We start from the raw sequence: 25,244 nt of genomic DNA, 5'->3' as shown, positions 1-25,244 counted from the left end.
GGAGCTGGATGCACTGTAAGAACCACTCAGACTGGCACTGTAGGAAGCACTCAGGCTGCGCTGGCGCTGTAAGAGTTACTCAGCATCACGCTGGCACTCAGGGAGTATGAAGAACTCAGGGAGCTGGATGCGCTGTAGGAGCTGCTCAGGCTACCACTGAAGCTGTAGCTGGTGCTCAGGCTGGTTGAGGAACTAGCACTGTAGGAAGCAACCAAGGACATGCTAAAGGACTGGCTGACAGATACACTTTGACTGTATGAGCCGACCAGCGACATGCTGAATGATTGACTAAGTGAAACGCTTTGGCTGTAGGAACCAACCAAGGACATACTGAATGATTGACTGAGTGATACGCTCTGGCTATAAGAGCCAACCAGTGACATGCTGAAGGACTGGCTGAGCGAAGCACTTTGACTGTAGGAAACGGAGGTCGAAGCGCTGTAGGAAGCACTCAGACTGGAACTAGCACTGTAACTATTGCTCAGCGAGTTGCTTGCGACAGACTGCGAAACACTCGTTGATGCGCTGTAGGAAGCACTCAGACTGGAGCTGGCACTGTAGCTAGAACTCAGGGAGTTGCTTGCAGCGGACTGTGAAGCGCTCGTTGATAAGCTGTAGCTGGAACTGAGTGATGCACTGGAACTGTAACTAGCACTTAAGCTCGTGCTGTAAGATCCACTAATCGAAAGACTTAAACTATTAGTTGAAACGCTCAATGATGCGCTCAGGCTGTATGAAAGGCTGAGTGATGCACTGTAAGATCCACTAACTGAGCCGCTTACACTGTAGCTAGCACTTAAACTCGTGCTGTAAGAGCTACTGATTGAAGCGCTTAAACTATTAGTCGAAGCACTAATCGAGGCACTTACACTGTAAGAGGCGCTAGTTGAAGTTGAATATGATGAACTCAGTGAGCCGCTAAAGCTGTAAGAAGTGCTGAGTGAAGCACTGTAGGAGCCGCTCAGGGAACCGCTGTAGCTGTAGCTGGTGCTCAGGCTCGTGCTGTAGGAAGCACTCAGGACTGAACTATTGCTATAGGAACTACTGGTAGAAGCCGAGTAAGAGTCGCTCAGCAATGCACTCGTGCTATAGGAAGCACTCGTGGAGGTGCTGTATGAAGCGTTGATTGACGTGCTGATACTGGTAACCACGCTTAAGGACTCGGAACCACTCAAACTAATTGAGATGCTCTGGGATTCAGCGATGGAACCACTCAAGCTCTGGGAGCCGGAAGTAGAGGTACTGGTCGATTGACTAGCAACCGTACTCATAGCTTCACTTTGACCCTGGCTGATTGCCTGGCTGATGACCTGAGAAGTCTGCTGACTAACACTCCAGGAGTTGCTCAAAGAACTACTAATGGCTTGGGACTCATTAGTAGTTGTGGACTGAGTAGTAGATTGAGATTGGGTATTAGAGGCAGTGCTCTCAGAGGTCGTGTTGGACGCCTGGCTTGACTGACTCGTCTGACTGGTCGAAGCACTGGTAGCCCCACTGCCGATGTGGACAGCGGAGTTACTGAAGATGGTGTGTTCAGACTCTTCTTGAGCGATTGAATAAGATTGACTCAGGCTGGCGTTGTAAGCCGGTGTCCCAGCAGCAAATAACATGTTGCCGAAGAGGTTGGCGTTGAATTCGCCCTGCTGAATCGTGAATAATTGCGCATTAAAGGCAGCCGCGTCGTCACTACCGAAGCTGTTAACAGTAAAGGTATTGACGTTGTTCTCGGCTGCTTGACTATTTTCGTTTGAGGCAACGGTGTTTTGGCTTGCCTGACTGTTAGTCTGGTTGGAGACAACCGCCTGGCTCCGCGTTGACGGAACCACCTGACTGTTTTGCTGGTACGAGGAAACTACCTGCGTACTCTGCACGGAAACAGTCGTTTGTTGCTGGTAACGCCGTGCCGAAGCTGAATACTGAATATTTTGTGAATTAATGCTCGTCTGGCTATTAGCAATTGTTGTACTCTTCTGGGTACTAGCAGTTGCCGGTGAATAGCTCTGGCTGACCGAAGTGGACCCGATCTCGCTGCCGGTCTGTGCCCCCTGCATCGTCTGCTGGGTCTGGGCATCGGCCATCGCGTCGACGGGCACTCCAGCCACCCCGGCCCCCAGGATGGTCGTTAAGGCAGCCAGTCCTTTCATGTAGGAGCCAGTTGTGTCGTCCATCCGTTTGCTTAAGGCATCCGGGTCGGCTTGCACTTCATCTGTCGTCACCTGACGATCCTTGTCAAGCAGGAGCAGCCGCATGTAACGACTTAAGGAACTCACCCAACCTTGGTGAGTCTTATAAAGCCGAACTTTGCTGCTTTCATCCTCCTTGGCTATTTTTTTATTATTTTTTCTCAGCATACTCTATTTACCCCCCACAAATAGAACTAATTATCTTGCTTCTTTTTCCCACCAAGTGAGATTCCCAATAATGCGAGGAAGGCTTCCAAGATAATTAAGAAGATGTTCCTTGATTGCTTGTTGTTTGCGTTCCCGGTTTGTGGCAATTCGCTATTCTGGTTGCTGGAGCTGTTCGGTACTTTAACCGCTTCGGTGACCCATTGATAGCTGCCGGATGCGGAGTTGCCAGTCGTAGCTCCCTGCGTGTTGGTGCTGGTCGTCGTAACTGGTTGACTGTAGGTTGCGCCCCCACCATTCGTTGTGGTGGTCGTCCGGTGGTTGAGGTTCCGCGGATCAATTACCTGACTCGGGTCGATCACCGTCGTACCCGTGTTAAGGCTGTGATCCGGCTCGCTAGCACTCGTCGGCTGGTTCGGATTCGTCGGTTGACTCGTTGGCTGATTAGTCGGCTGGCTAGTAGGCTGACTCGTTGGTTGGCTTGTCGGCTGATTAGTCGGCTGGCTGGTAGGCTGACTCGTTGGTTGGCTTGTCGGTTGACTCGTCGGCTGGTCGGATGTCTGCGCGTTCTTTGTGTACTTCACAACCACCAGCACCTGGTTGGTGTCATCGGTAGCATTGACGGTCTTGGCCGCTACTTCAGCTTGGTCTGGCGTGTAGCCATCAACCGTTGGTGAGGTTACCGCTGGGAAGGTTGCCTGATCTGGTTCCCAGGCGTTCCAATTGGTCTCGTTCGTGACCATGTCCTTCTGGCCCGTTCGGCTGAAGCTAACCGGCGTTGCTTGGTAGTCCGTTGCGGCACTGGTTCCGTCGGTGAAGACGTAGTGGATGGTCTCCGTGACCTTCTTGGAATCGTTGACCGTCTGGGTTTCGTGTCCTAAGTGAACCGTGTAGGCCTTGTCTTCATTCTGGAAGGTCAGCTCCTTGCCGTTCGTGTCATCGCTGATCAGGATGTAGTGCTGAGCCTTGAAGTTATTGATATCGTTGGTGGTGCTGTAACCAGAATCATCGTTTTCTTTTCCTTCCTTGGTGACCGTTGAGAGCACCTTGCCGGTCGTCGTATCAATATAAGTAACTGTAATCTTTGAGGTCGTCACGTTTTGGTCACCACTCCCGTTACTGCTGTTCTTAGCATCGGATCCGTTGTTTGCATTGTAGGAACGGATCTGCATGACGAAGTTGACGTCCCCCCAATCCTGCGTGCTGCCACCGAGGTTGACGTAGCCGTCATCCCCGTTGTTATTAGCCGTATTGCCATTATCCTTGATGGCAACCCAGGCAGCGAAGTGATTGGTCAGGTAATTCTGCATATCCTTGTTTGCTAAGCTCGTCCCCAGGTAGGAACCGTTAGCCAGCCATCCCCGGTACACGATTCCGGTTTGGTTGCCACCAACCTGATTCTCGGAGGTGTAAACCTTGTAGTTTGCCATGTCCTGGTCGTAGGTGGTGGTGTCACTCGGCTGGGTCAGGTAGCTCTTGTCGACCGTGACCTCCGCCAGATCGATTGTCTGGCCACCCAACTTGATTGGCTGGTCGGTGTTGATCACGATGTGGTAGGTCTTGCTGTTAACCAAGGTGCCCGGTTCATTGGTTTTCGTCGGGTCAGCTGACGTTACCGTAACCTCGGGAACATCCGGGTTAGTGGTTTCGATGCTGATCCCGACCTGACCATCACGGAGCAGGTTGGTGATCTTCGCGCTCTCCAGACTCTTCTTTAGAATGTCGACAATCTGTTGGCGGACCTCATCGGTGGTCTTCCAAGTAGTGGTGATCCCGGTCTGAACTGGAGTTTCAACCGTGATGTCAACGTTGTTGGAAAGCTTATCACCTAAAGCAACCTCAACGGCCGTGGTCATGTCCCGCACGCTCAGTGACTGGCTGCCGTCGGTGTTGGTCGTCCAAACGTGGGAGGTCCCAACGTTGCCGGCCTTTACTTCAGTCGTCTCGTGGTCCTGCACTTGAGAACCAGTTGGCGAAACGTAGGTGACTGGAATGGAAATCCCGGAGGTGTAAGTGTGGCTCCCAATTACGATGTCATCCTGCGGCTTGTAGGTCGTCAGTGACTTGTTGTGACTGTAAGCGTTAAGGGTCAGGCCCTTCTGAATCAGACTCTTCCAAACCAGGTTAACGCTGATCTTCGGGTTCTTGATCGTGGTGATGTTGTTGTTGAACTGCAGCCGGTAGTATGCGTAGCCACCGTCACCCTGTGAGGTAATCTCACCAACCTGAACGTTGTTGATCGTGACCGGAATGTCATCCGCCGTCACGGAACTGTAGTTGGCGTATTTGCCGTCGGCCGTTGGTGCCCCCATCTTAAAGTCGATGTAGTTGCCGGCCTTAATCTTGCTGGAATCCAGTGACAGATCGGCGTGCAGCTGAACGTTCCCTGAATCACTCGGCTGGGCCCCGTCAGTTACCGTTGCCGTTGGCGTGCTCGTCACCTGATAAGCATCATCGGCAACCGGTGCGGTTTCTTGCGCTTGATTGTGGTTCAAAGTAACCGTGGTCGTTCCAGTTTGGAGGGCCTTGTTGGTATCCATCTGATCAGCCGTTGCCTGAGTGTTTTGGTTGGTATCTGGATCCTGGTTATTAGTGTTGGCTGCTTGGTCGGCATTGGTATCCGCGTTTGCCGTTCCCCCTAAGTAGAAGGACGTCCCTAAAATAACGGAAGCAGCTCCAACGCCAAGCCGCTTGATGTTACGGTGTTGAAGTTTCTTCTGTTCATCCTTATCTTGATTTAGTTCTTTAACGTGATCTTCTGACATAATGCTGCCTCCCAATTATCGTTAGCTAAATAAATAATGGCTCCAAGCGAAAGTCGTTTTTGAATAATTGCTTTATATATTTTTTTATAATCAGTTCTATTCTAACACTTATCGATAATGATTAAACACCTTTTTGACAACTATGTTACAAAAGAGCGGCGTTCGATTATTTTATTCGGGTGACTTTCACTGAAATTGCCTACTTTGTGAAGCTAGTTCAATAATGGTCCGCTTATTTCAGCCCCGGTTTAACGCCTTTTTAGAGTCGTTATAAGTATTTGGTTTCATGACAGCAAGCACAAGTCTATAATTTTTTCAATAGTTAAATTAATTTTGAAGCAAAAAAACTTTTTTATTATAATTTATGCTTTTTTCGACATACGTTAATCGGTTTAATTCTTATAAATAAGAAAACGGTTTTCAGTTTATCACCCTAATAGCTTTCAGAACTTTTGATCTTTTTGTGCAAAAAATGCCGTTTTTATAGAAAAATAAATTCCCTAAATTTCAAGAATAAGTTAGCCACTGGACTCAAATAAATAATACTGACCAATTGATTATTGGTTGATGGAGCTGTGATATCTCTTGGTAGAAGGCCTTACGATAGATATCCATTGACGAATGTCCATTAAACATAGCTCGTGGATAGTGATTCATCCAATCATTAGTCGCTATGATCTGAGCACTACTATAGTTATTTATAGCTTCACCTTTGGTAATCTCCTTGCGGAGAAACCGGTTATTGATCTCATTGGATCCACGTTCCCAAGGGGAATACGGATCAGCATAGAAAACATGATCGTGAACTTGTGTTAACTCACTAAATTCTGAACCGTTGTCAGAGGTTATTGTCTTAAAAATGCGATAGTAAGCATCTGTGCCCATTTTCTGGCGCAAATTTATAAAGAACTGATTTACTGCATGCGCAGTTTTACCAGCAATTTTACTCGTGATATTAACTCGTGAAAGGCGATCAGTCATTACTAGTACAACACTGTCATTACCGTTTTTCTGTCCCTGAACTGTATCCAGTTCCCAATGGCCAATTTCGGACCGTTGGTCCGCAGTTTGAGGTCGTTGAGCAATATTAGGCCCTAAGCACCTTTTAGCTTGCGGATGAGTTTGATGATGCTTACGTTTAGGTTTTTCAAAGAGGTCTAAATTGGACGTACGAAGCACACCCTCATTAATCCATTGATATAAAGTTACAACCGACTTTGGGATCAGGGTGCCATCATTCATTAAATCTCGAGCCTTATAAATAACCGCTTGTGGGGAGTAATGGTGGTCGTCAAACTCACCAAGCATTAGCTGATCAGCTAATCGTAAAAATTGCTTTGAAGAATAATATAAGCGACGACGACCAGAATGGCGGTGATGTTCAAGATATGTGGCCTGACCAGCTTCATAACTATAGATGTAGTAAGAATATTCGTAAATCTTACCATTAGATTTTTGACGACGAAGTTGGCGGACCGTACCACGGTTGAGCTCGTTATTAATTGTTTGATGATTAACTCCTAATTGGCGACCAATTGCGCGATTGGAAAGTCCTTGCGACTTTAAAGTCGCAATCATCACACGTTCTTCTTTAGTAAGATGAGCATTCTTTTTATGAGTAGTCAATAAAATAGTAGACATGGTATCATTTAAGTGCGTCATTTGACGGACATCCTTTCATATAGGTTTGGTTCACTTAATATGATACCTGATGTCACGCCGAATGGCGTTTTTTATTTACCACCAACTGGGTGGCTAACTTCATTCTATAATCTACCGAAAAATAAATTCAGATAAACGTTTCACCATTTAATAAATGATCCGGAAACAAAAAAACAGCCCCGTCCGAAGACTGGAGCTGTTTGCTTCATTAGATCAGTATCTATTGTAATTGGTTCATTGCCGCGCGAAAATCATCCGGCAGCGGTGCCTCCAGGGTGATATTGTCCTGCTTAAATGGACTGTAGAATTGCAGCCAGTAGCAATGCAGGGCCTGGCGGGCGATCACCGGCGAGTTCTGTCCGTACATGTCATCCCCGAGCAGCGGGTGGCCCAGGTAGGCGAAGTGGACCCGGATCTGGTGGGTCCGCCCGGTATGGAGGCGCACTCGTACCAGCGAGGCCCGCTCACTCGTCCACTGGGTCCAGTACTCGGTCACCGAGGCCTTGCCGGCGGGCCCGACCATCCGCTGGACGAACGATTCGGGATCCCGCTGAATGGGCGCGTCGATGTAGCCGTGACCGGTCCGCACGCGCCCGTTCACCAGGGCCAGGTAGTTTTTCTTGACCTCGTGGTGTTTGAGCTGGCGGTCGAGGACGGCGTGGGCGAAGCGGTGCTTAGGAAAGACGACCAGGCCGCTGGTGTCCTTGTCCAGCCGCGTCGCCACGTGAATGACCTGGTTCTCGTAGTTTTGCTGTTGGTAGTAGTACTTGACCCGGTTGACCAGGCTATCGGCCACTTCGACGTTGTGGGCCGGAACGGTGGCCACCCCGGCCGGCTTGTTGAGCACCAGAAAGTCCCGGTCCTCATAGACGATCGTGATTGGTGCCGGGTAGGCTTCCACGGCGGGGTTCCCCGCCTCGGCCGGCAGGACCAGGCTGAAGCGGTCGCCCGGCTGCACCATGTCGACCGCCCACTTCTCTTCGCCGTTGATCAGCATCTTGCCGCCGTGGTAGATCGCCACCTTCATCAGGGTGCTGGTCACCCCTTCCATTCGCAGGGCCGACCGCAGCTTGCGGGGCACGTCTTTTTGGTAGGTCCAGGAAAATTCCATTACTTGGTCTCCCCGATGAAGGAGTCCTTGACCCGGTTCCAGAAGTTGTTGTGCCGGTAGCGGGCAAAGTAGATCCGCTGTTTGGAGACCTGGTAGGCCAGCTCCATCAAGTAGCGCTGCCCCGGCTTGTTCTTCAGCATCAATTGGTCGCGGTCACAGGTCATCACGTGGCCGTTGACGTCGCGCAGCCGCAGCATCAGCTTGGTGTCCGCCCCGAAGATGATCGGTGAGCCCAGGGTCCGGAAGACGCGGTTGTTCAAGGACGCCATTTCCGCCAGCTGGAAGCCGACGCTGTGCGGGTCCATGATCGCCCCACCGACCGACTTGTTGTAGGCCGTCGAGCCGGTCGGCGTGGAGATGCAGAGCCCATCCCCCCGGAAGTTTTCAAAGAGCTGGTTATTAATGTAGACATCGCAAACCATCGTCTTGGTGATGTTGCGGATGGTCGATTCGTTTAAGGCGATGAAGTGGTCGGTCGTGCCGTCCGAGTAGACCGCCTTCATGTCGAGCAGTGGATAGGAGACGGACTGGCCGCTGTCCTTGACCAGGCTGTCGACCAGGTCGTCGATTTCGAAGTTTCGCCAGTCGGTGTAGAAACCAAGGTGACCGGTGTGGATGCCGACGAAGCGGATCTTGTCCAGCTGGGCTTGGTAGTGGTGGAAGGCCGACAGGAGGGTCCCGTCGCCGCCGATGGTGATGACGACCTCGGGCTGCTTGGCGTCATAGACTAAGCCAGCCTTGTCCATCTCCGCCTTGAGCAGCTTGGTAACCCGCTGGGATTCCGCCGTTTCGTTGTTATAAATTGCTACCTTCATTTAATCAATCTTCCTCATTTGTATGGTCTTCGTGTTGGGAATCGGTCGGCAGGCTCGTTGGCGTGCGCTGCGAGAACAGCGTCTGGGCCTCCTTGATCTCCTCCCTGATTTCTGACATCTCGTTATCGAGCTTAAAGGCCGCCTCGGCAGCACGCTGCAGCCGGGCCGACAGCTCCTGGGGAAAGGCCCCCTGGTACTTGTAGTTCAGCGAGTGCTCAATCGTGGCCCAGAAGTTCATCGCCAGGGTCCGGATCTGGATTTCGGCCAGGATCTTCTTCTCCCCCGTCACCAGCTGGACCGGGTACTCGATCACGATGTGGTAGGAGCGGTAGCCGCTGGGCTTGACGTTGGTGACGTAATCCCGCTCTTCCAGGATCGTCATGTCGCTGCGCTGGCGCAACTGATCGACCACGACGTAGATGTCCTCGACGAACTGGCACATGATCCGCAGCCCGGCGATGTCTTGCATGTCCTGCTCCAGCCGGTCCTCCTGCACGTGACGGCGAACCATCTTCTCCTTGATGCTGTCGACGGGCTTGACCCGGCCGGTGACGAACTCGATCGGTGAGTGTTCGCCCTGTTCCTGATACTGCTTGCGCATCCCCCGCAGCTTAACTTTTAACTCGTTGACGGCCTGTTGATATGGCAATAAGAAATGCTGCCAATTTTCAATCATTCTTCAAAGCCTCCTGTTAAATCTGCATATTATTTTAGCATACTTTAATCTGCTGGTCGTCGCCAAAGCGGTTTACTTTACAAGTCCCGGGATTTTTGTCACAATAATACTGTTTACAAAATGAGTTTGAAGTTCAAACTGATCGGAGGAGCAATTAATGCTTGAGATTCATTTATTTGTTAACCCCGTTGGGATGCGTTGTTTCCGCTGCGAAAATGACGTCTTGAGGGTTGATCGAGAATTGAATACCAAAATTAACTACCAGTTCGTTCCGTTATTCAACATGAACACGATTGACGACACACTGCGCCTGTACGACTTTGATCCGCATAGCCTGAAGGCCCGGCAACAGGTGGCCGACACCATCCTGCAGGTAATCCTCGACTACAAGGCCGCCCTCTTCCAGGGACGCAAGCGTGGCCGGCGCTACCTGCTCCATTTGCAAACCGCCATCATCCAGCATGACGTCAACTATTCACTCGAACTGGTCAAAAAAGCCGCCGAGAGCTCTGGCCTGGACCTGGAGATGTTCCTCGAAGACCGCCAGTCCAAGCTGGCCCACGACGCCTTCCGGCAGGACCAGCGGGTGGCAGCCGAGCTGGGGGTCAGTGAGACGGCCACGGCGGTCGTGTTCGACACCGACCAGACCGACTACGGCTTCTTGATCCCGCACTTTGACTACGAGACCCTGATCCAGATGTACGAACAGAACCGCCTGGACAAGGGCCAGAGCGCCAAGCAGTTCGCCGCCCAGTTCCACCGTCCGGCACTTAAAATTATCCAAAAGTAAAACGTCAGCATCGCGCTGGCGTTTTATTTTTTGCTTGAATTAGAATTGCAACTTGGCCGTGCCAAAGGCGATCTTGACCAGGTCCCCCAACAGGGCCACGGCCTCCTGGTAGGCGGCGTCGGCCATCTGCTGGTTGATCCCGGTCAGGTAGGCAGCAACGTCCTGCTGACTGCCGGCTTCCTGATCGGCAACCGCCTGGAGGTGCCGGCCGGTTGCGACCACCTGCTGGGCAAAGTGCTCAACCTTGCCCCGGGCGGCGTCGTAGTGCTGATCACCGATGGCGGCAATCGTGTGCGACAGCCAGTACATCTGCTCGACCGAGTACTTGGTCGTCGTGTCCCGCCAGCGTGCCGGCGTGTCGGTGACGTTAGCAAAGAATGGCACCACCGTGTTGAAGGCGTTGGGTCCAAAGGCCAGCCAGTGAACGGCAGCCACTTCGGGTGCGACCCCGTTGCGGATCTGGAGGATGTGCAGCTCCAGGTTCCGGTTGAGGGCGATTGACCGGTAAGGACCGTGCCCACTCGCCTGCTCATAAGGATCAAAGGCGGTGTTTTGGAAGTGCGAGGACATCAGGTCCTTGATCTCCTCGATCGTCAGCTTGTGCCGGGCGTGACAAATGAATGGCAAGTCCTGGTCGGTCGGCTGGTGACCGCTGTCCCCGCTCAGCTGCTGCTGAACGTACCAGGCCCGCGGGTTGTTGTAGCGGGTATCGGTGACCGTCTGGCTGCCGCAGATCTCCCGCAGGTTGTAGTGCCCATCCAGCGACGGGTTCAGCTGGTGGTCGTCAATAAAGCTCTGCAGGCCCGCGTCGCTCAGCGTATCCGCACTGGCAAAGTCAAAGTCGGCGATGTTCAGGCGGTTAGGCGCGATCACGTAGGCGTCGTCGGGAATCCGGACGGCTGCCCAGTGGTGACCACCGATTGTCTCCAGGTACCAAACCTCGTCGGCGTCACCGAATGAGATGGCATTGGCCTCGTAGGTCCCGTACTTTTCCAGCAGGGCCCCGAGCCGTTCGACCCCCTGGCGCGCCGTCTTGATGTACGGCAGGACCAGGGTCACAAAGTCCTCCTCGCCGATCCCGCTCTCGTCGTTGTACGGGTCCAACCCGAGGATTCGGGAGTTAGTGGTGATCGTCTCGGTTCCGGTCATCGAGACGTTGTGCCGGTTGATTCCGCCGGCCGCGAAGACCCCGGCCGAGCTGTCGGCATCGGGCGTCGAGGTGTAGCCCACCGGATCATCAGGCAGGTCAATTTGGAAGTCCGTGGTCTTGCTCTCGTAGTGGCGCGGCTGGTCGGCTGGCTTGACGAAGACGAAGCGCTGCGGATCAAAGGCATTGCCGTAGTCCTCTTCCCGGCAGACGATGGTCGAGCCGTCGATCGTGGCCTTCTTGCCGGCTAAAAATGTTGTACAGGTGTGTTCCATTAATACTCATCCCCTTTTGCTCTATTTTAATGCAAAACGCGGCGAAAGCCCACCCCGCCGAACGACTGCCAGCTTCTCTGCCGGGCTGGCAAACCACCGCGGGCGGGCCAGCAGAACCCAGCCCGTGGCGACCGGAGCGAGGATTCCAGCGGCGACGAGCTCGGCAGTAAAATTGCGCAAGAACCGGGCGTGAAGCTGACGAGCATTTAGGCAGCCGTAACCCAACCACTCCAGCGGACCGGCCTGCTCCAGCCAGCCATACCAGGCCGACCGCGGCCAAAAGTGAAACGGCGATAAATCCATCAACGCCTTGACGACGGCGAGCCGCCACAGGATCGGTGGCGTTGCCAGCAGCGGCCAGCTTGGTGCCAGATCATGACAGATCAGCGGACAGGTTGCCAGCGGCAGGACCGGGGAACGACAGGCCAGTGCCTGAATTGCCGGCGTTGGGTGCTGGTATTGCAGCCGGGCCAGCCGGTTCATCTGTAGACGGACGATCTCCTCGGGACGACGGCGTTGAGCAGAAATGAGGGAGCAGCGGGCGAAGTGCCGATCCACCTCCGGGCAGCTCCTCGTGGTATTCCAAAAGAGCAGGCCCATTTCCCCACCCACCAGCTGGGTGAACTGGGCCACCTTTTGCGAATGCAGGTTTCGCCGGTAGGGCGCGCCCAAAAGCCAGCGGACCGGAATCCCCAGCTGCCGGTAGCCGGCGTTGCGCTCGCGCAGGCGTCGCAGGCTGAGTGGGCTGCACTGGAATTCCAGGGCCACCGACCGCGTTCCCACCGTCAGCAGCAGGTCCGGGCGCTGGGCAATTGCCGGCAGGTAGACCTCCAGGCGTGGCTGATAACCACGCCGCTGCGCCCACTCCAGCAGCTGCGTCTTGCCCAGCAAATGTTCAGGGGTCTCCCCCTCGCTCAGGTGGCAATGGCTGCCGGGACGGTGAGCAAAGTGGGCAATCTTGCATCGCCCCCGCCGTAGGATGACGGTTTCCCGGCAGCCCGGGCAGCAATACGATTCCCCGGCCCGGGCATCGGCTGCCAGGACTAGGCCGGCTTTTCCTTGTGCAACTAACATGACGATCCCCCCTACTGTTTAAATACGGAAGAATCGGCAATTTCTCAGAAATAAAAAAAGCGAGATTGAGAATTAACCCAACCTCGTTGTTACATAGCAATCTTAATTAAAGTAGTGGCGAATCGTGTGTAGGGCCGAGACGGCCATCAGCTTCTTGCCGTGCTCGCTCAGATACATCGGCGTCACGACGGTCGGACTGCCGTACTCGTATGCCAGGGCCATGCTATCCTTGACCAGGCTGTCGTTGTCGACGGGCTGATAGTACTTCATCGCCAGGAAGTACTTGTCCTGGTACTTATAGAGCTCGCTCACCACGTCGTCGTCCTCGGCGATGTGGGCAAAGTCGACCAGGTCCTCGAACTGGTCAAAGACCACCACCCGCCAAGTTGCGGGCTGGTGGGGGTCGGTACTCTGTGATTGAGAGTCATTTGGCATCATTGGTTCTGGCTGACTGCCTCCTTCCACCGGTGCCGGCTGGGCCGTGGCCTGTTGCGCAGCAAGGTTCTGCTTAATGTACTGAGCAATCTGCTCATTGTTGGCCGCCTGCCCGCCATCCGGTTCATCGGGATCGTTCTTGCTGATGAAGAGCTCCAGGCCGTTCGTGGTCGGCATGACCTGAAAAGTCACCGAGTCGTTATTTTGGAACTGATGATCGGTGTCGACCTCGCGCAGAATGCTATAAAAGAAATCCTCAATCTGCTGGTGATTGCCCAGCAGGTCGAGGATCGTGATCCCCCGTGCGCTGAGGTCGTCGTTGTCGATTAATACGCGAATCGTGTTTTTATTGATGTGTTCCATTTCCATCGGCAGCACCCCCTCGATTCGCTCGAAATGAAGTCTTAACTACTATTCTAAAACCTTTCACTTAAAAGTAAAGGAAATAAAAAGGAGAAGCACCTCGCTTCCCCAAAACAATTAGATTAAATCTGCTTTGCGTTGTGCCTCCGCCAGCTCGTAAGCCCGGACTTTCCGTGGCAGGAACCGCCGAATTTCATCTTCGTTATAACCAACTTGGAGCCGCTTATCATCCATGATGATCGGCCGCCGCAAGAGACCAGGATTAGCACTGATCAATTCGTACAGCTTCTTCATCGGCAGCTCGTTTAAGTCAACGTGGAGCTGCTTGTAAGCCTTGGATCGCTTGGAGATAATGTCCTCGGTTCCGTCTTCGGTCATTCGTAAAATGTTTTTAATTTCATCAAGCGATAACGGATCAGAGAAAATGTTCCGTTCCTTGAATGGAATGTTGTGTTCTTGCAACCAAGCACGCGCTTTGCGGCAAGAGGTACAACTTGGAGACGTATAAAGTGTGACCATTAAATAAAAAGCCTCCTTCGATTTCGTTCACAACAACATTCATCAATACACCTAGTATTATACTATTTTTTAGCGGGTGATAAAAGGGGTTCGGACCAATTTTATTAACTTTTTGTAAGTGAATTATTAAACTATTTATGCCAACTTGTGTATTTTTCCGGGGGAACTGTATTATAATAGGAATGAAGGGACATTCTATTATGAGGAGGGATTACCTGTGTTAACTAAAATCAGTTTTACCTTTGGTTCACGCCAAATCTTGAAAGACATTATCGACAAGAATCCGGATCGGCAGTTCAAACTGATGCAAGCTTCCACCCACAGTCACAAGCTGGCACTATTTGACTTTTCCGGCAAGGAGACGATTTTCAAGACTCCAGTTGCCTTAACCGTCTTAAACGAATCACTCAATGACAACCACAACGGCATCCTCTACTACCAGTCATTCCAGGTCAATGGTGATCGGCAGCAGCTGCTCTACAATACTTTGGACAAGATTGTCACCGACGCCCCGGAATTTGCCAACGGCTTTTTGATGACGTCCGTTGCCAACCGGAACGAGAGCTCAACGCTGGTCCTGCTGAGTGCCTGGAACGATTTTGAGGACCTGACCGCATGGCGGGAGAGCGACACCTTCAAGGACCTCGATAATTTCATGACGGTCGGCTCCGACAATTACTACTACGACGAGATCTACCGTCCAATCGCCTAGAAATTTACCAATGCAAAAACCGCCAAGATCACAATGTCTTGACGGTTTTTTTGTAAACAAAAAGCAGATGAAGTATTCATCTGCTACGACGGTCCGTACGAGACTCGAACTCGTGATCTCATCCGTGACAGGGATGCGTCCTAAACCAACTAGACCAACGGACCAAAATTGCGGGGGCTGGATTTGAACCAACGACCTCCGGGTTATGAGCCCGACGAGCTACCAGACTGCTCTACCCCGCGATAATAAAAGTGACCCGTGCGGGATTTGAACCCACGATACCAGCGTGAAAGGCTGGTGTCTTAACCACTTGACTAACGGGTCATAAAAGCGGAGAATGAGAGATTCGAACTCTCGCGCCGGTTTCCCGACCTACACCCTTAGCAGGGGCGCCTCTTCAGCCACTTGAGTAATTCTCCACAAATGGGCCTAAATGGACTTGAACCATCGACCTCACGCTTATCAGGCGTGCGCTCTAAACCAGCTGAGCTATAGGCCCATAAAGCGGGTAACGAGAATCGAACTCGCGACAACAGCTTGGAAGGCTGTGGTTTTACCACTAAACTATACCCGCATTCTATTCAACTAATGGCGCGGGACGGAATCGAACCGCCGACACAGGGAGCTTCAATCCCTTGCTCTACCAACTGAGCTACCGAGCCAACAACGGTCCGTACGAGACTCGAACTCGTGATCTCATCCGTGACAGGGATGCGTCCTAAACCAACTAGACCAACGGACCAAAAAAATTGCGGGGGCTGGGTTTGAACCAACGACCTCCGGGTTATGAGCCCGACGAGCTACCAGACTGCTCTACCCCGCGATAATAAAAGAGGAGGATGAGGGATTCGAACCCTCGCGTCGCTCTCACGGCCTAGCGGTTTTCAAGACCGCCCCCTTCAGCCACTTGGGTAATCCTCCATGATGTTTGATTCACCAAAAATTGCTTTGATGGACCTTGTAGGACTCGAACCTACGACCGGGCGGTTATGAGCCGCTTGCTCTAACCAACTGAGCTAAAGGTCCAAAACAGCCAGGTTAAATCGCGGCGGGGGGGATCGAACCCTCGACCTCCCGGGTATGAACCGGACGCTCTAGCCAGCTGAGCTACACCGCGAAAATAAAATGTTACTAAATTATTATTAGTAAATCGGGAAAACAGGATTCGAACCTGCGACCCCCTGGTCCCAAACCAGGTGCTCTACCAAGCTGAGCTATTTCCCGAAAAAGTGCACCCAGAAGGAGTCGAACCTTCAACCTTCTGATTCGTAGTCAGACACTCTATCCAATTGCGCTATGGGTGCATAAGTGCCGAGGACCGGGATCGAACCGGTACGGTTATCACTAACCGCGGGATTTTAAGTCCCGTGCGTCTGCCAATTCCGCCACCCCGGCATTATAGAATTGGCAAAGCGGAAGACGGGATTCGAACCCGCGACCCCCACCATGGCAAGGTGATGTTCTACCACTGAACTACTTCCGCATACTAAGTGCCGACTAGAGGATTCGAACCTCCGACCCCCTGTTTACAAGACAGATGCTCTGCCAACTGAGCTAAGTCGGCATGGACAACACACTTATTATACCAAACCGATAGCTGTTTGGCAATGAGCCGTGTGGGGATCGAACCCACGACCCTCTGATTAAAAGTCAGATGCTCTACCAACTGAGCTAACGGCTCATGAGCTTTTAAGGCCCAATGGAGGATACAGGGCTCGAACCTGTGACCCTCTGCTTGTAAGGCAGACGCTCTCCCAACTGAGCTAATCCTCCAAAATGCGTGGCAACGTCCTATCCTCGCAGGGAGCGATCCCCCAACTACTTTCGGCGTGTTGAAGCTTAACTGCTGTGTTCGGCATGGGAACAGGTGTATCCTTCAAGCCATCATCACCACACTACCCTCTCGGGTGAGAGCTTATGCTCTCAAAACTAAACAATATCCATTTCTTCAATAAACCTAACCGCTCTTCTTGGTTAAGTCCTCGACCGATTAGTAATGGTCCGCTCCATGCATCACTGCACTTCCACTTCCATCCTATCTACCACATCATCTTTGTGGGGTCTTACTTCCCCGAAGGGAATGGGAAATCTCATCTCGAGGCGAGTTTCACACTTAGATGCTTTCAGCGTTTATCTCGTCCATACATAGCTACCCAGCGATGCTCCTGGCGGAACAACTGGTACACCAGCGGTATGTCCATCCCGGTCCTCTCGTACTAAGGACAGGTCCTCTCAAATTTCCTACGCCCGCGACGGATAGGGACCGAACTGTCTCACGACGTTCTGAACCCAGCTCGCGTACCGCTTTAATGGGCGAACAGCCCAACCCTTGGGACCGACTACAGCCCCAGGATGCGATGAGCCGACATCGAGGTGCCAAACCTCCCCGTCGATGTGGACTCTTGGGGGAGATAAGCCTGTTATCCCCAGGGTAGCTTTTATCCGTTGAGCGATGGCCCTTCCATGCGGAACCACCGGATCACTAAGCCCGACTTTCGTCCCTGCTCGACCTGTCTGTCTCGCAGTCAAGCTCGCTTGTGCCTTTACACTCTGCGAATGATTTCCAACCATTCTGAGCGAACCTTTGGGCGCCTCCGTTACCTTTTGGGAGGCGACCGCCCCAGTCAAACTGCCCACCTGACACTGTCTCCCAGCACGTTCAGTGCTGCGGGTTAGAGTGGTCATAATGCAAGGGTAGTATCCCACCAACGCCTCCAGCGAAACTAGCGTTCCGCTTTCTACGGCTCCTACCTATCCTGTACAAGCAGTACAAACACTCAATATCAAGCTACAGTAAAGCTCCATGGGGTCTTTCCGTCCTGTCGCGGGTACCCTGCATCTTCACAGGGATTTCAATTTCACCGAGTCTCTCGTTGAGACAGTGCCCAGATCGTTACGCCTTTCGTGCGGGTCGGAACTTACCCGACAAGGAATTTCGCTACCTTAGGACCGTTATAGTTACGGCCGCCGTTTACTGGGGCTTCAATTCAGAGCTTCGCCGAAGCTAACCCTTCCTTTTAACCTTCCAGCACCGGGCAGGCGTCAGCCCCTATACTTCATCTTACGATTTTGCAGAAACCTGTGTTTTTGATAAACAGTCGCCTGGGCCTATTCACTGCGGCTGGCCTTGCGGCCAGCACCCCTTCTTCCGAAGTTACGGGGTCATTTTGCCGAGTTCCTTAACGAGAGTTCTCTCGCTCACCTTAGGATTCTCTCCTCGACTACCTGTGTCGGTTTGCGGTACGGGCAGTTAACTACTTGCTAGAAGCTTTTCTCGGCAGTGTGACATCAGCGACTTCGTTACTAAAAGTTCACTCCTCATCACAGCTTGTCAACCCGAAGTTAAGCATTTGACTCAACTCCTGACTTACTGCTTGACCGCACTCTTCCAATCGTGCGGATCGCTTAGCCTCCTGCGTCCCTCCATTGCTCAAACGCAGTTAACTGGTACAGGAATCTCAACCTGTTATCCATCGCTTACGCCTTTCGGCCTCGGCTTAGGTCCCGACTTACCCTGGGAGGACGAGCCTTCCCCAGGAAACCTTAGTCATTCGGTGGACAGGATTCTCACCTGTCTTTCGCTACTCATACCGGCATTCTCACTTCTAAGCGCTCCACCAGTCCTCACGGTCTGACTTCGCCGCCCTTAGAACGCTCTCCTACCACGTGCACATAGTGCACATCCACAGTTTCGGTAATATGCTTAGCCCCGGTACATTTTCGGCGCAGGATCACTCGACTAGTGAGCTATTACGCACTCTTTAAATGATGGCTGCTTCTGAGCCAACATCCTAGTTGTCTATGCAACTCCACATCCTTTTCCACTTAGCATATATTTAGGGACCTTAACTGGTGATCTGGGCTGTTCCCCTTTCGACGGTGGATCTTATCACTCATCGTCTGACTCCTGAGGATAAATCAATGGCATTCGGAGTTTATCTGAAGTTGGTAACCCATGACGGGCCCCTTGTCCAAACAGTAGCTCTACCTCCACGATTCTTACCTCAAGGCTCCCCCTAAAGAGATTTCGGAGAGAACCAGCTATCTCCAAGTTCGTTTGGAATTTCACCGCTACCCACACCTCATCCCAGCCATTTTCAACTGACACGGGTTCGGTCCTCCAGTGCGCTTTACCGCACCTTCAACCTGGACATGGGTAGGTCACCTGGTTTCGGGTCTATAACTACATACTTCATACGCCCATTTAAGACTCGCTTTCGCTGCGGCTCCGGTTTTTCCACCTTAACCTTGCATGCAATCATAACTCGCCGGTTCATTCTGCAAGAGGCACGCCGTCACCCATTAACGGGCTCCGACAGCTTGTAGGCACATGGTTTCAGGAACTATTTCACTCCCCTTCCGGGGTGCTTTTCACCTTTCCCTCACGGTACTGGTTCACTATCGGTCACTAGGTAGTATTTAGCCTTGCGAGATGGTCCTCGCAGCTTCCGACGGGGTTTCACGTGTCCCGCCGTACTCAGGATCCTGAACTGAGGGTGTGACGTTTCGTCTACTGGGCTCTCACCATCTCTGGCACAGCTTCCCAACTGTTTCGACTACGTCGCACTTTGGTAACTCAAATGTTCAGTCCTACAACCCCAGTGAGCAAGCTCACTGGTTTGGGCTCTTCCCCTTTCGCTCGCCGCTACTCAGGGAATCGAATTTTCTTTCTCTTCCTGCAGCTACTGAGATGTTTCAGTTCACTGCGTTTACCGCTTGCCAGCTATAGATTCACTGGTCAAGCAAGCACCGACTAAGGTGCTTGGGTTTCCCCATTCGGAAATCTCCGGATCAAAGTGTACTTACCACTCCCCGAAGCATATCGGTGTTTGTCCCGTCCTTCATCGGCTCCTAGTACCAAGGCATTCACCATGCGCCCTTCATAACTTAACCTTGATGATCACGTCGTGATCACCTTGATTAATTGAGTTAGCGATTATTTCGTTAATAAAACTCAAATAACGCGGTGTTCTCGGTTTATTGTTTTAAGTTAATAAATAAGAAAATAGATATTATTTAGTTTTCAAAGTACAAGCTCTGAGGGTAAACCCCTCAAAACTAAACAAAGTTTCAACTAATGTGCAGGTTCCGTTTTATTCCTTAGAAAGGAGGTGATCCAGCCGCAGGTTCTCCTACGGCTACCTTGTTACGACTTCACCCCAGTCATCTATCCCGCCTTAGGCGGCTCCCTCCAAAATGGTTAGGCCACCGACTTTGGGCGTTACAAACTTCCATGGTGTGACGGGCGGTGTGTACAAGGCCCGGGAACGTATTCACCGCGGCATGCTGATCCGCGATTACTAGCGATTCCGACTTCGTGTAGGCGAGTTGCAGCCTACAGTCCGAACTGAGATCGGCTTTAAGAGATTAGCTTGCCCTCGCGGGTTAGCGACTCGTTGTACCGACCATTGTAGCACGTGTGTAGCCCAGGTCATAAGGGGCATGATGATCTGACGTCGTCCCCACCTTCCTCCGGTTTGTCACCGGCAGTCTCACTAGAGTGCCCAACTGAATGCTGGCAACTAGTAACAAGGGTTGCGCTCGTTGCGGGACTTAACCCAACATCTCACGACACGAGCTGACGACGACCATGCACCACCTGTCATTGCGTCCCCGAAGGGAACGCCTAATCTCTTAGGTTAGCGCAAGATGTCAAGACCTGGTAAGGTTCTTCGCGTAGCTTCGAATTAAACCACATGCTCCACCGCTTGTGCGGGCCCCCGTCAATTCCTTTGAGTTTCAACCTTGCGGTCGTACTCCCCAGGCGGAGTGCTTAATGCGTTAGCTGCGGCACTGAAGGGCGGAAACCCTCCAACACCTAGCACTCATCGTTTACGGCATGGACTACCAGGGTATCTAATCCTGTTCGCTACCCATGCTTTCGAGCCTCAGCGTCAGTTGCAGACCAGACAGCCGCCTTCGCCACTGGTGTTCTTCCATATATCTACGCATTCCACCGCTACACATGGAGTTCCACTGTCCTCTTCTGCACTCAAGTCGCTCAGTTTCCGATGCACTTCTTCGGTTAAGCCGAAGGCTTTCACATCAGACTTAAGCAACCGCCTGCGCTCGCTTTACGCCCAATAAATCCGGATAACGCTTGCCACCTACGTATTACCGCGGCTGCTGGCACGTAGTTAGCCGTGACTTTCTGGTTGAATACCGTCACTGCGTGAACAGTTACTCTCACGCACGTTCTTCTTCAACAACAGAGCTTTACGAGCCGAAACCCTTCTTCGCTCACGCGGTGTCGCTCCATCAGGCTTGCGCCCATTGTGGAAGATTCCCTACTGCTGCCTCCCGTAGGAGTATGGACCGTGTCTCAGTTCCATTGTGGCCGATCAGTCTCTCAACTCGGCTATGCATCATTGCCTTGGTAGGCCGTTACCCTACCAACAAGCTAATGCACCGCGGGCCCATCCTGAAGTGATAGCCGAAACCATCTTTGAAACGAAAACCATGTGGTTTTCGTTGTTATGCGGTATTAGCACCTGTTTCCAAATGTTATCCCCCGCTTCAGGGCAGGTTGCCCACGTGTTACTCACCCGTCCGCCGCTCACTGGTAATCCATCGTCACTTCAGTGCAAGCACGTCAGATCAGTTGGGCCAGTGCGCTCGACTTGCATGTATTAGGCACACCGCCGGCGTTCATCCTGAGCCAGGATCAAACTCTCATATAAAATATAAGAATTTGAGATAGCTCTCAAATTAAAAGTTATTAAGCGAATTGACTTCGCAAATGTTTTGCTTCAAATCACCGAAGTGATTGAAGACCCTACACATTTGATTCGTCGAAACTTTGTTCAGTTTTCAAAGGTCTACCAAGTTGCCAGAAGCAACTTTTACATTATATCATTTGCTAAATCTTTGTCAAGAAGAAATTTTGATTTGATAATTATTTCTCAAGCAAAGCAGCTTTAATAATATATCATGTAAGTAATTAGCTGTCAACAAAAATTTTTAACAACCGTTAGGCAAGAACCTAACAGCAATTGTCGTCGCTGACAACGATAACTACTATACCGTGATTGCATTTTGATGTCAACAAGCTTTTTTCACAAGCCAAGCCACCGCCCACTCGTTTATGCGAACTTTTCAGCTCAATCAATCTTAAAAGTTTGCGCTTTGCCGTCAAAAATCCTATTGGCATACTTCCAAGAGCCATGAAATCACCAAAAGAACAAACGAACACCCTACCGCCGTTTTTTGATTTTTCTTAATTGTTTTCTTAAATCTCAATTCAGGCGGTTCACAAAGCCCGCCAAGCTTGCTAAACTCAACTAATGGTAAATAAGAAATAAATAAAGGAGAATTACGATTGTCTACACTAATTGATTTCATCCTCCACATTGACGTCCACCTCATCCAGATCGTCAATCAATTCGGCAGCAGCACCTACTTCATCCTGCTGGCAATTGTCTTCATTGAAACCGGGGCGGTCATCATGCCCTTCCTTCCCGGGGACTCACTGCTCTTCGCAGCCAGTGCCCTCGCCGCCGATCCGCGCTACCACCTCAACATCTGGTTGTTCATCCTCGCCTTCCTCTTCGCCTGCCTGGCCGGTGACTCGACTAACTTCATGATTGGCCACCGGATTGGGAAGAGTCTTTCCAACCACTCCCTTTTCGGTAAGCTCATCAATAAGGAGAGCCTAGCGCGAGCGGAACTCTTCTTTGAAAGCCACGGAGCGCCCGCGATCATTCTTGCCCGTTACATGCCCATCATCCGGACCTTTGCTCCCTTCGCGGCAGCCGGGTCGGGTTTCCCCTACCAGCGGTTCATCCGCTACAGTATTATTGGCTGCGTCTCCTGGGTTGCCCTTTGCTGTGGCTGCGGCTACTTCTTCGGCAACCTGCCCTTCGTCCAGGCCCACTTCTCGGTAATCATCCTGGGCATTATCGTGGTTACCTTAATTCCGGCCATCGTCAGTTTCCTGAAGTCGAAGTTTAAGAAGGCCTGATTGCCAGCGCAGCCAAATAAAGAAGAGGCTGCCCAGCAATAGGCAGATTCCCAAAAAGAGTGCAAATAATTTGCCGAAAAAGGCGGTCGGCATCATCAGGATGATCGGCGCAGTCCGCGCATTAAAAATCCAATTCCGGTCGGTAAAGAGCAGGTAGTGCAGCCGGATGAAGCTCGTCGGAAAATTAATCAGTGGGAGCCAAGCAAGCATCAGAACTACAAGACCAAGCACCATCAGCGGCGCGATCAACTGCCAGAGTTGACCGCGCCGTTTTTGTTTGCCCACCATTCGCCAGGCTAATGGAAGAGCAACCATCAGGACGGCTTCGTTCAACAGCAAAAGGTGGCGAACCGCCTGGAAATGAGCGCGCGCCCCCGCTGGCAGGGGAAGGGCCGCCAGGTGCAGCCGGCGCACCCAGGGTACTTGAAGATAAAGCAGAAGGCGGCGGTAGTCACCGGCCAGCTGTCCCCGGCTCCAGTGGATCAGCAGTCGGTGCGGGTAGTCGACGAACAACGGTGAAAGGTTAACGGTAATAAAAAGAGCGGTACTGATGATCGCCAGTCCGCAAACCAGCACCACCACGTACGCTCTCCACTGCTTATTAATCAACTTGCCATTCATCAAGGCTCTTCACCGTATGGGTCGGCTGGATTGGCATCTTGGCAACCTGCTCCGGCGTCGACAATCCCGTGTAGACCAGGAGACTGTCCATCCCCGTATTAATTGCCGCCTGAATATCGGTCCGGTAGTTATCGCCAACCATGACGACCTCCTCCTTGGTCAGGTGGACCCGCTCCAAGGCCATCTTCATAATCAACGACTCCGGCTTGCCGATCATCACCGGCTTTTGCTGGGTCGCATACTCAACCAGTTTTACCAGGGAACCGGCACCGGGAGTCATCCCCCGTTCGTTCGGCAGGTTGCTGTCGGCGTTCGTGCCGATAAAGGTTGCCCCGGCGCGAATCAGGAGCACCGCCGTTTCCAGCTTGGCGTAGGTAACCGCCGTATCCAAGCCCACCACCACGTAGTCCGGCTGCTGGTCCGTTTCAACAAAATGGCGATCGTGCAGGGCGGTTTTTAGCCCGCTCTCCCCCACCACGTAGACGCGGCGCCGGTCGCCGGCAACGTGGTCGAGGTAGTCCGCCGTCGCCAGGGCGGTCGTGTAGACATTGGCCGCCGTCACGTTGATCTGGTGGTTCTCCCGCAGGTTATTAGCCACGAACTCCGGGGTCCGGGTGCTGTTGTTGGTGACAAAGAGGACTTCCTTGTCCGCTTCCTGGAGGCGCTTGATAAAGCGGGCCGCGGCGGGAATCCGCTCCTTGCCCTTGTAGGTGGTCCCATCTAAGTCGATAAAGTATCCCCGATAGTCTTTCATTGCTTCTTTGCCTTTCCTTCCGGTTTACGCTTGTGAATCACGAACTTCTGCTGATGATGGCCGGACTTGACCCGCTCCGCCCGCTGGTGGTGGCGATGACGAACGTCCGGCTGACGCAGCTTCTTTCGCCGCTCCTTGATCACCGGGCTCGTGCGGTGTCGACGGCGACGGCGAGGCGTCCAGACGTCCTCGTTGTGAATGATGAAGTAGGCACAGCCAAAGTTACAGTCCTCGTACAGGTAGTCCTCGATCGTCTTTACCCCCTGCTCCGGATTGTAAAGCGGGTTGTCGCTGGCATAAAAGCCCCTCAGCCGCAGCTGGTCGTAGCCCCAGTCGCCGACGATATAGTCGTACTTGCTGAGGATGTTGCTGTAGCGCTTGGCGAGCGCTTCCCCGTCAAAGCCATCCCGGTACTCGTCCACTAACTCGTACTGGTGACCGTTGAGGGTAAAGTGGGTGGCATCCCGCGCTTCGAAATGGTAAAGATCGGCCCGCTGTTCCTCTCGTTGGTCAATATAATCCTGGATCTTGGCCCGATTCATTTTCATCCCCCTTTTAGCGGTTTTCTTAAATCATATCATAATTCTAGTGCCGCTTGGCAAAATCGACGGCCTTCTTCTCGACCATCTCCTCAACCTCGTGGAAGTTGACCGGCGCCCCAAAGGCCGGTTTGGCACTCAGGTAGTCGAATTCCGGGCTGTCGACCCCGACATTGATGTTTTCCTTGACCGGAACCGCGTAGTGATGGATGTGGCCGTGGAGGTTGATAATCTGCGGGGCAATCCCCAGCATCAGCGGGTAATGGGTCAGGTAGTATTGCCGGTGATCGTATTTCATCAGCACGCCCACGTCGTGAAACTCAAACTTCGGCCGGCCGTTGAACTCGTAGTTATGGGCCGCCAGGTATTTGAAGAGTGCCCGGCTGTCATGGTTGCCCTTCACCAGGACGAGGTGACCGTGGAGCTGATTTAAGACCTCCAAGACGGCCTCGTCGGACTTACGGGCCGGCTTCGTAAAGTAGAGGGCGATGTCACCCAAGTGGTAAACCAGGTCGTCCTCGCCAACCTTGGCATTCCAGTTATCAATGATCGTCTGATTCATCGTCGCCACGTCCGGGAAGGGCCGGGGTGCAAAGTCATCAATTCCCAGCAGGTCGCTGTGAAAGAAATGGGTATCAGCTGTCACAAATTGCATAACTTACCCTCCTGTAAAATTTG

17 protein-coding genes, 19 tRNA genes and 3 rRNA genes are annotated in these 25,244 nt (G+C 52.3%); 3 read left to right on the top strand and 36 right to left on the bottom strand.

Annotated elements, in window-relative coordinates; translation table 11 throughout:
* Positions 1 to 50: 50 nt before the first annotated feature.
* The 6 genes from LKE23_RS00305 to LKE23_RS00280 form a co-directional block, all read right to left on the bottom strand.
* On the bottom strand, positions 51 to 2,351 hold the full coding sequence (locus LKE23_RS00305) for a serine-rich glycoprotein adhesin (RefSeq protein ID WP_291977454.1): 2,301 nt from the start codon (positions 2,349 to 2,351) through the stop codon (positions 51 to 53).
* 26 nt (positions 2,352 to 2,377) lie between these two features.
* Positions 2,378 to 5,113, bottom strand: a complete 2,736-nt coding sequence (locus LKE23_RS00300) for a mucin-binding protein (RefSeq protein ID WP_291977452.1) — start codon at positions 5,111 to 5,113, stop codon at positions 2,378 to 2,380.
* 531 nt (positions 5,114 to 5,644) lie between these two features.
* Positions 5,645 to 6,775, bottom strand: coding sequence for an IS30 family transposase (locus tag LKE23_RS00295; protein ID WP_291976173.1), 1,131 nt, complete (start codon positions 6,773 to 6,775; stop codon positions 5,645 to 5,647).
* A gap of 220 nt (positions 6,776 to 6,995) precedes the next feature.
* A complete protein-coding gene (locus LKE23_RS00290) occupies positions 6,996 to 7,886 on the bottom strand; it encodes an RluA family pseudouridine synthase (RefSeq protein ID WP_291977451.1) in 891 nt (296 codons plus the stop codon).
* The gene (locus tag LKE23_RS00285; protein WP_291977450.1) at positions 7,886 to 8,701 is read right to left on the bottom strand and encodes an NAD kinase; all 816 of its coding nucleotides are present in this window, start codon (positions 8,699 to 8,701) and stop codon (positions 7,886 to 7,888) included. Before LKE23_RS00285 ends, LKE23_RS00290 begins: the two co-directional genes overlap by 1 nt.
* Before the next feature lie 4 nt (positions 8,702 to 8,705).
* Complete coding sequence (locus LKE23_RS00280; protein ID WP_291977448.1) at positions 8,706 to 9,377, bottom strand: GTP pyrophosphokinase; 672 nt, start codon at positions 9,375 to 9,377, stop codon at positions 8,706 to 8,708.
* 157 nt (positions 9,378 to 9,534) lie between these two features.
* On the opposite strand from LKE23_RS00280, the gene LKE23_RS00275 reads away from it, so the two are divergent.
* Positions 9,535 to 10,167: a DsbA family protein gene (locus LKE23_RS00275; RefSeq protein WP_291977447.1), complete on the top strand. Its 633-nt coding sequence runs from the start codon at positions 9,535 to 9,537 to the stop codon at positions 10,165 to 10,167.
* A 39-nt stretch (positions 10,168 to 10,206) separates the two neighbouring features.
* On the opposite strand, the gene LKE23_RS00270 is transcribed toward LKE23_RS00275, so the two are convergent.
* From LKE23_RS00270 to spxA, 4 genes are all read right to left on the bottom strand, one after another.
* Positions 10,207 to 11,589, bottom strand: coding sequence for a C69 family dipeptidase (locus tag LKE23_RS00270; RefSeq protein ID WP_291977446.1), 1,383 nt, complete (start codon positions 11,587 to 11,589; stop codon positions 10,207 to 10,209).
* 21 nt (positions 11,590 to 11,610) lie between these two features.
* Positions 11,611 to 12,663, bottom strand: coding sequence for a competence protein CoiA (locus tag LKE23_RS00265; protein WP_291977445.1), 1,053 nt, complete (start codon positions 12,661 to 12,663; stop codon positions 11,611 to 11,613).
* A 102-nt stretch (positions 12,664 to 12,765) separates the two neighbouring features.
* Entirely contained in the window at positions 12,766 to 13,467 is a 702-nt protein-coding gene (locus tag LKE23_RS00260) for an adaptor protein MecA (protein WP_291977444.1), read from the bottom strand.
* 111 nt (positions 13,468 to 13,578) lie between these two features.
* The gene (gene spxA / locus LKE23_RS00255; protein ID WP_267202570.1) at positions 13,579 to 13,980 is read right to left on the bottom strand and encodes a transcriptional regulator SpxA; all 402 of its coding nucleotides are present in this window, start codon (positions 13,978 to 13,980) and stop codon (positions 13,579 to 13,581) included.
* A gap of 217 nt (positions 13,981 to 14,197) precedes the next feature.
* On the opposite strand from spxA, the gene LKE23_RS00250 reads away from it, so the two are divergent.
* Complete coding sequence (locus LKE23_RS00250) at positions 14,198 to 14,692, top strand: antibiotic biosynthesis monooxygenase (RefSeq protein ID WP_291977443.1); 495 nt, start codon at positions 14,198 to 14,200, stop codon at positions 14,690 to 14,692.
* Between the two features lie 89 nt (positions 14,693 to 14,781).
* On the opposite strand, the gene LKE23_RS00245 is transcribed toward LKE23_RS00250, so the two are convergent.
* The 22 genes from LKE23_RS00245 to LKE23_RS00140 form a co-directional block, all read right to left on the bottom strand.
* A tRNA-Asp gene (locus tag LKE23_RS00245) sits at positions 14,782 to 14,856 on the bottom strand.
* 4 nt (positions 14,857 to 14,860) lie between these two features.
* Positions 14,861 to 14,934 (bottom strand) — tRNA-Met (locus tag LKE23_RS00240).
* Positions 14,935 to 14,944: 10 nt separating this feature from the next.
* Positions 14,945 to 15,016 (bottom strand) — tRNA-Glu (locus tag LKE23_RS00235).
* A 7-nt stretch (positions 15,017 to 15,023) separates the two neighbouring features.
* Positions 15,024 to 15,111 (bottom strand) — tRNA-Ser (locus LKE23_RS00230).
* A 5-nt stretch (positions 15,112 to 15,116) separates the two neighbouring features.
* A tRNA-Ile gene (locus LKE23_RS00225) sits at positions 15,117 to 15,191 on the bottom strand.
* A 4-nt stretch (positions 15,192 to 15,195) separates the two neighbouring features.
* Positions 15,196 to 15,266, bottom strand: a tRNA-Gly gene (locus LKE23_RS00220).
* 15 nt (positions 15,267 to 15,281) lie between these two features.
* Positions 15,282 to 15,354, bottom strand: a tRNA-Phe gene (locus tag LKE23_RS00215).
* A 5-nt stretch (positions 15,355 to 15,359) separates the two neighbouring features.
* Positions 15,360 to 15,434, bottom strand: a tRNA-Asp gene (locus tag LKE23_RS00210).
* A gap of 7 nt (positions 15,435 to 15,441) precedes the next feature.
* Positions 15,442 to 15,515, bottom strand: a tRNA-Met gene (locus LKE23_RS00205).
* 10 nt (positions 15,516 to 15,525) lie between these two features.
* Positions 15,526 to 15,613: transfer RNA gene (locus LKE23_RS00200), tRNA-Ser, on the bottom strand.
* Positions 15,614 to 15,644: 31 nt separating this feature from the next.
* A tRNA-Ile gene (locus LKE23_RS00195) sits at positions 15,645 to 15,718 on the bottom strand.
* Between the two features lie 17 nt (positions 15,719 to 15,735).
* Positions 15,736 to 15,809 (bottom strand) — tRNA-Met (locus tag LKE23_RS00190).
* 33 nt (positions 15,810 to 15,842) lie between these two features.
* Positions 15,843 to 15,916: transfer RNA gene (locus LKE23_RS00185), tRNA-Pro, on the bottom strand.
* A 6-nt stretch (positions 15,917 to 15,922) separates the two neighbouring features.
* Positions 15,923 to 15,996 (bottom strand) — tRNA-Arg (locus LKE23_RS00180).
* A gap of 5 nt (positions 15,997 to 16,001) precedes the next feature.
* Positions 16,002 to 16,087: transfer RNA gene (locus LKE23_RS00175), tRNA-Leu, on the bottom strand.
* Positions 16,088 to 16,103: 16 nt separating this feature from the next.
* Positions 16,104 to 16,175, bottom strand: a tRNA-Gly gene (locus LKE23_RS00170).
* An 8-nt stretch (positions 16,176 to 16,183) separates the two neighbouring features.
* A tRNA-Thr gene (locus LKE23_RS00165) sits at positions 16,184 to 16,256 on the bottom strand.
* A 44-nt stretch (positions 16,257 to 16,300) separates the two neighbouring features.
* Positions 16,301 to 16,373, bottom strand: a tRNA-Lys gene (locus LKE23_RS00160).
* A gap of 19 nt (positions 16,374 to 16,392) precedes the next feature.
* Positions 16,393 to 16,465, bottom strand: a tRNA-Val gene (locus LKE23_RS00155).
* 5 nt (positions 16,466 to 16,470) lie between these two features.
* Positions 16,471 to 16,587 (bottom strand): 5S ribosomal RNA (rrf, locus tag LKE23_RS00150).
* 75 nt (positions 16,588 to 16,662) lie between these two features.
* Positions 16,663 to 19,585: ribosomal RNA gene (locus LKE23_RS00145) — 23S ribosomal RNA — on the bottom strand.
* Positions 19,586 to 19,796: 211 nt separating this feature from the next.
* A 16S ribosomal RNA gene (locus tag LKE23_RS00140) occupies positions 19,797 to 21,372 on the bottom strand.
* Together the 16S, 23S and 5S rRNA genes with 19 tRNA genes alongside form the textbook arrangement of a ribosomal RNA operon.
* 638 nt (positions 21,373 to 22,010) lie before the next feature.
* Here LKE23_RS00140 and LKE23_RS00135 point away from each other — a divergent pair.
* Positions 22,011 to 22,652, top strand: a complete 642-nt coding sequence (locus LKE23_RS00135) for a VTT domain-containing protein (protein WP_291977442.1) — start codon at positions 22,011 to 22,013, stop codon at positions 22,650 to 22,652.
* Here LKE23_RS00135 and LKE23_RS00130 read toward each other — a convergent pair.
* The 4 genes from LKE23_RS00130 to LKE23_RS00115 are packed head-to-tail and all read right to left on the bottom strand — an operon-like array spanning position 22,602 to position 25,221.
* A complete protein-coding gene (locus LKE23_RS00130) occupies positions 22,602 to 23,273 on the bottom strand; it encodes a TIGR01906 family membrane protein (protein ID WP_291977441.1) in 672 nt (223 codons plus the stop codon). The two genes, LKE23_RS00135 and LKE23_RS00130, sit on opposite strands and share 51 nt — an antisense overlap.
* Entirely contained in the window at positions 23,254 to 24,027 is a 774-nt protein-coding gene (locus LKE23_RS00125) for a TIGR01457 family HAD-type hydrolase (protein ID WP_291977440.1), read from the bottom strand. Before LKE23_RS00125 ends, LKE23_RS00130 begins: the two co-directional genes overlap by 20 nt.
* Complete coding sequence (locus tag LKE23_RS00120; protein WP_291978297.1) at positions 24,024 to 24,569, bottom strand: YutD family protein; 546 nt, start codon at positions 24,567 to 24,569, stop codon at positions 24,024 to 24,026. Before LKE23_RS00120 ends, LKE23_RS00125 begins: the two co-directional genes overlap by 4 nt.
* Positions 24,570 to 24,612: 43 nt before the next feature.
* Positions 24,613 to 25,221 carry a metallophosphoesterase gene (locus LKE23_RS00115; RefSeq protein ID WP_291977439.1) on the bottom strand — a complete coding sequence of 203 codons (609 nt, stop codon included), beginning with the start codon at positions 25,219 to 25,221 and terminating at the stop codon, positions 24,613 to 24,615.
* Positions 25,222 to 25,244: the final 23 nt, after the last annotated feature.

Source organism: Limosilactobacillus sp. (assembly GCF_022482365.1).
Lineage (GTDB): Bacteria > Bacillota > Bacilli > Lactobacillales > Lactobacillaceae > Limosilactobacillus.
Note: the sequence above shows the minus strand (reverse complement) of the source record. Positions and strands in the feature narration are given on the sequence as shown.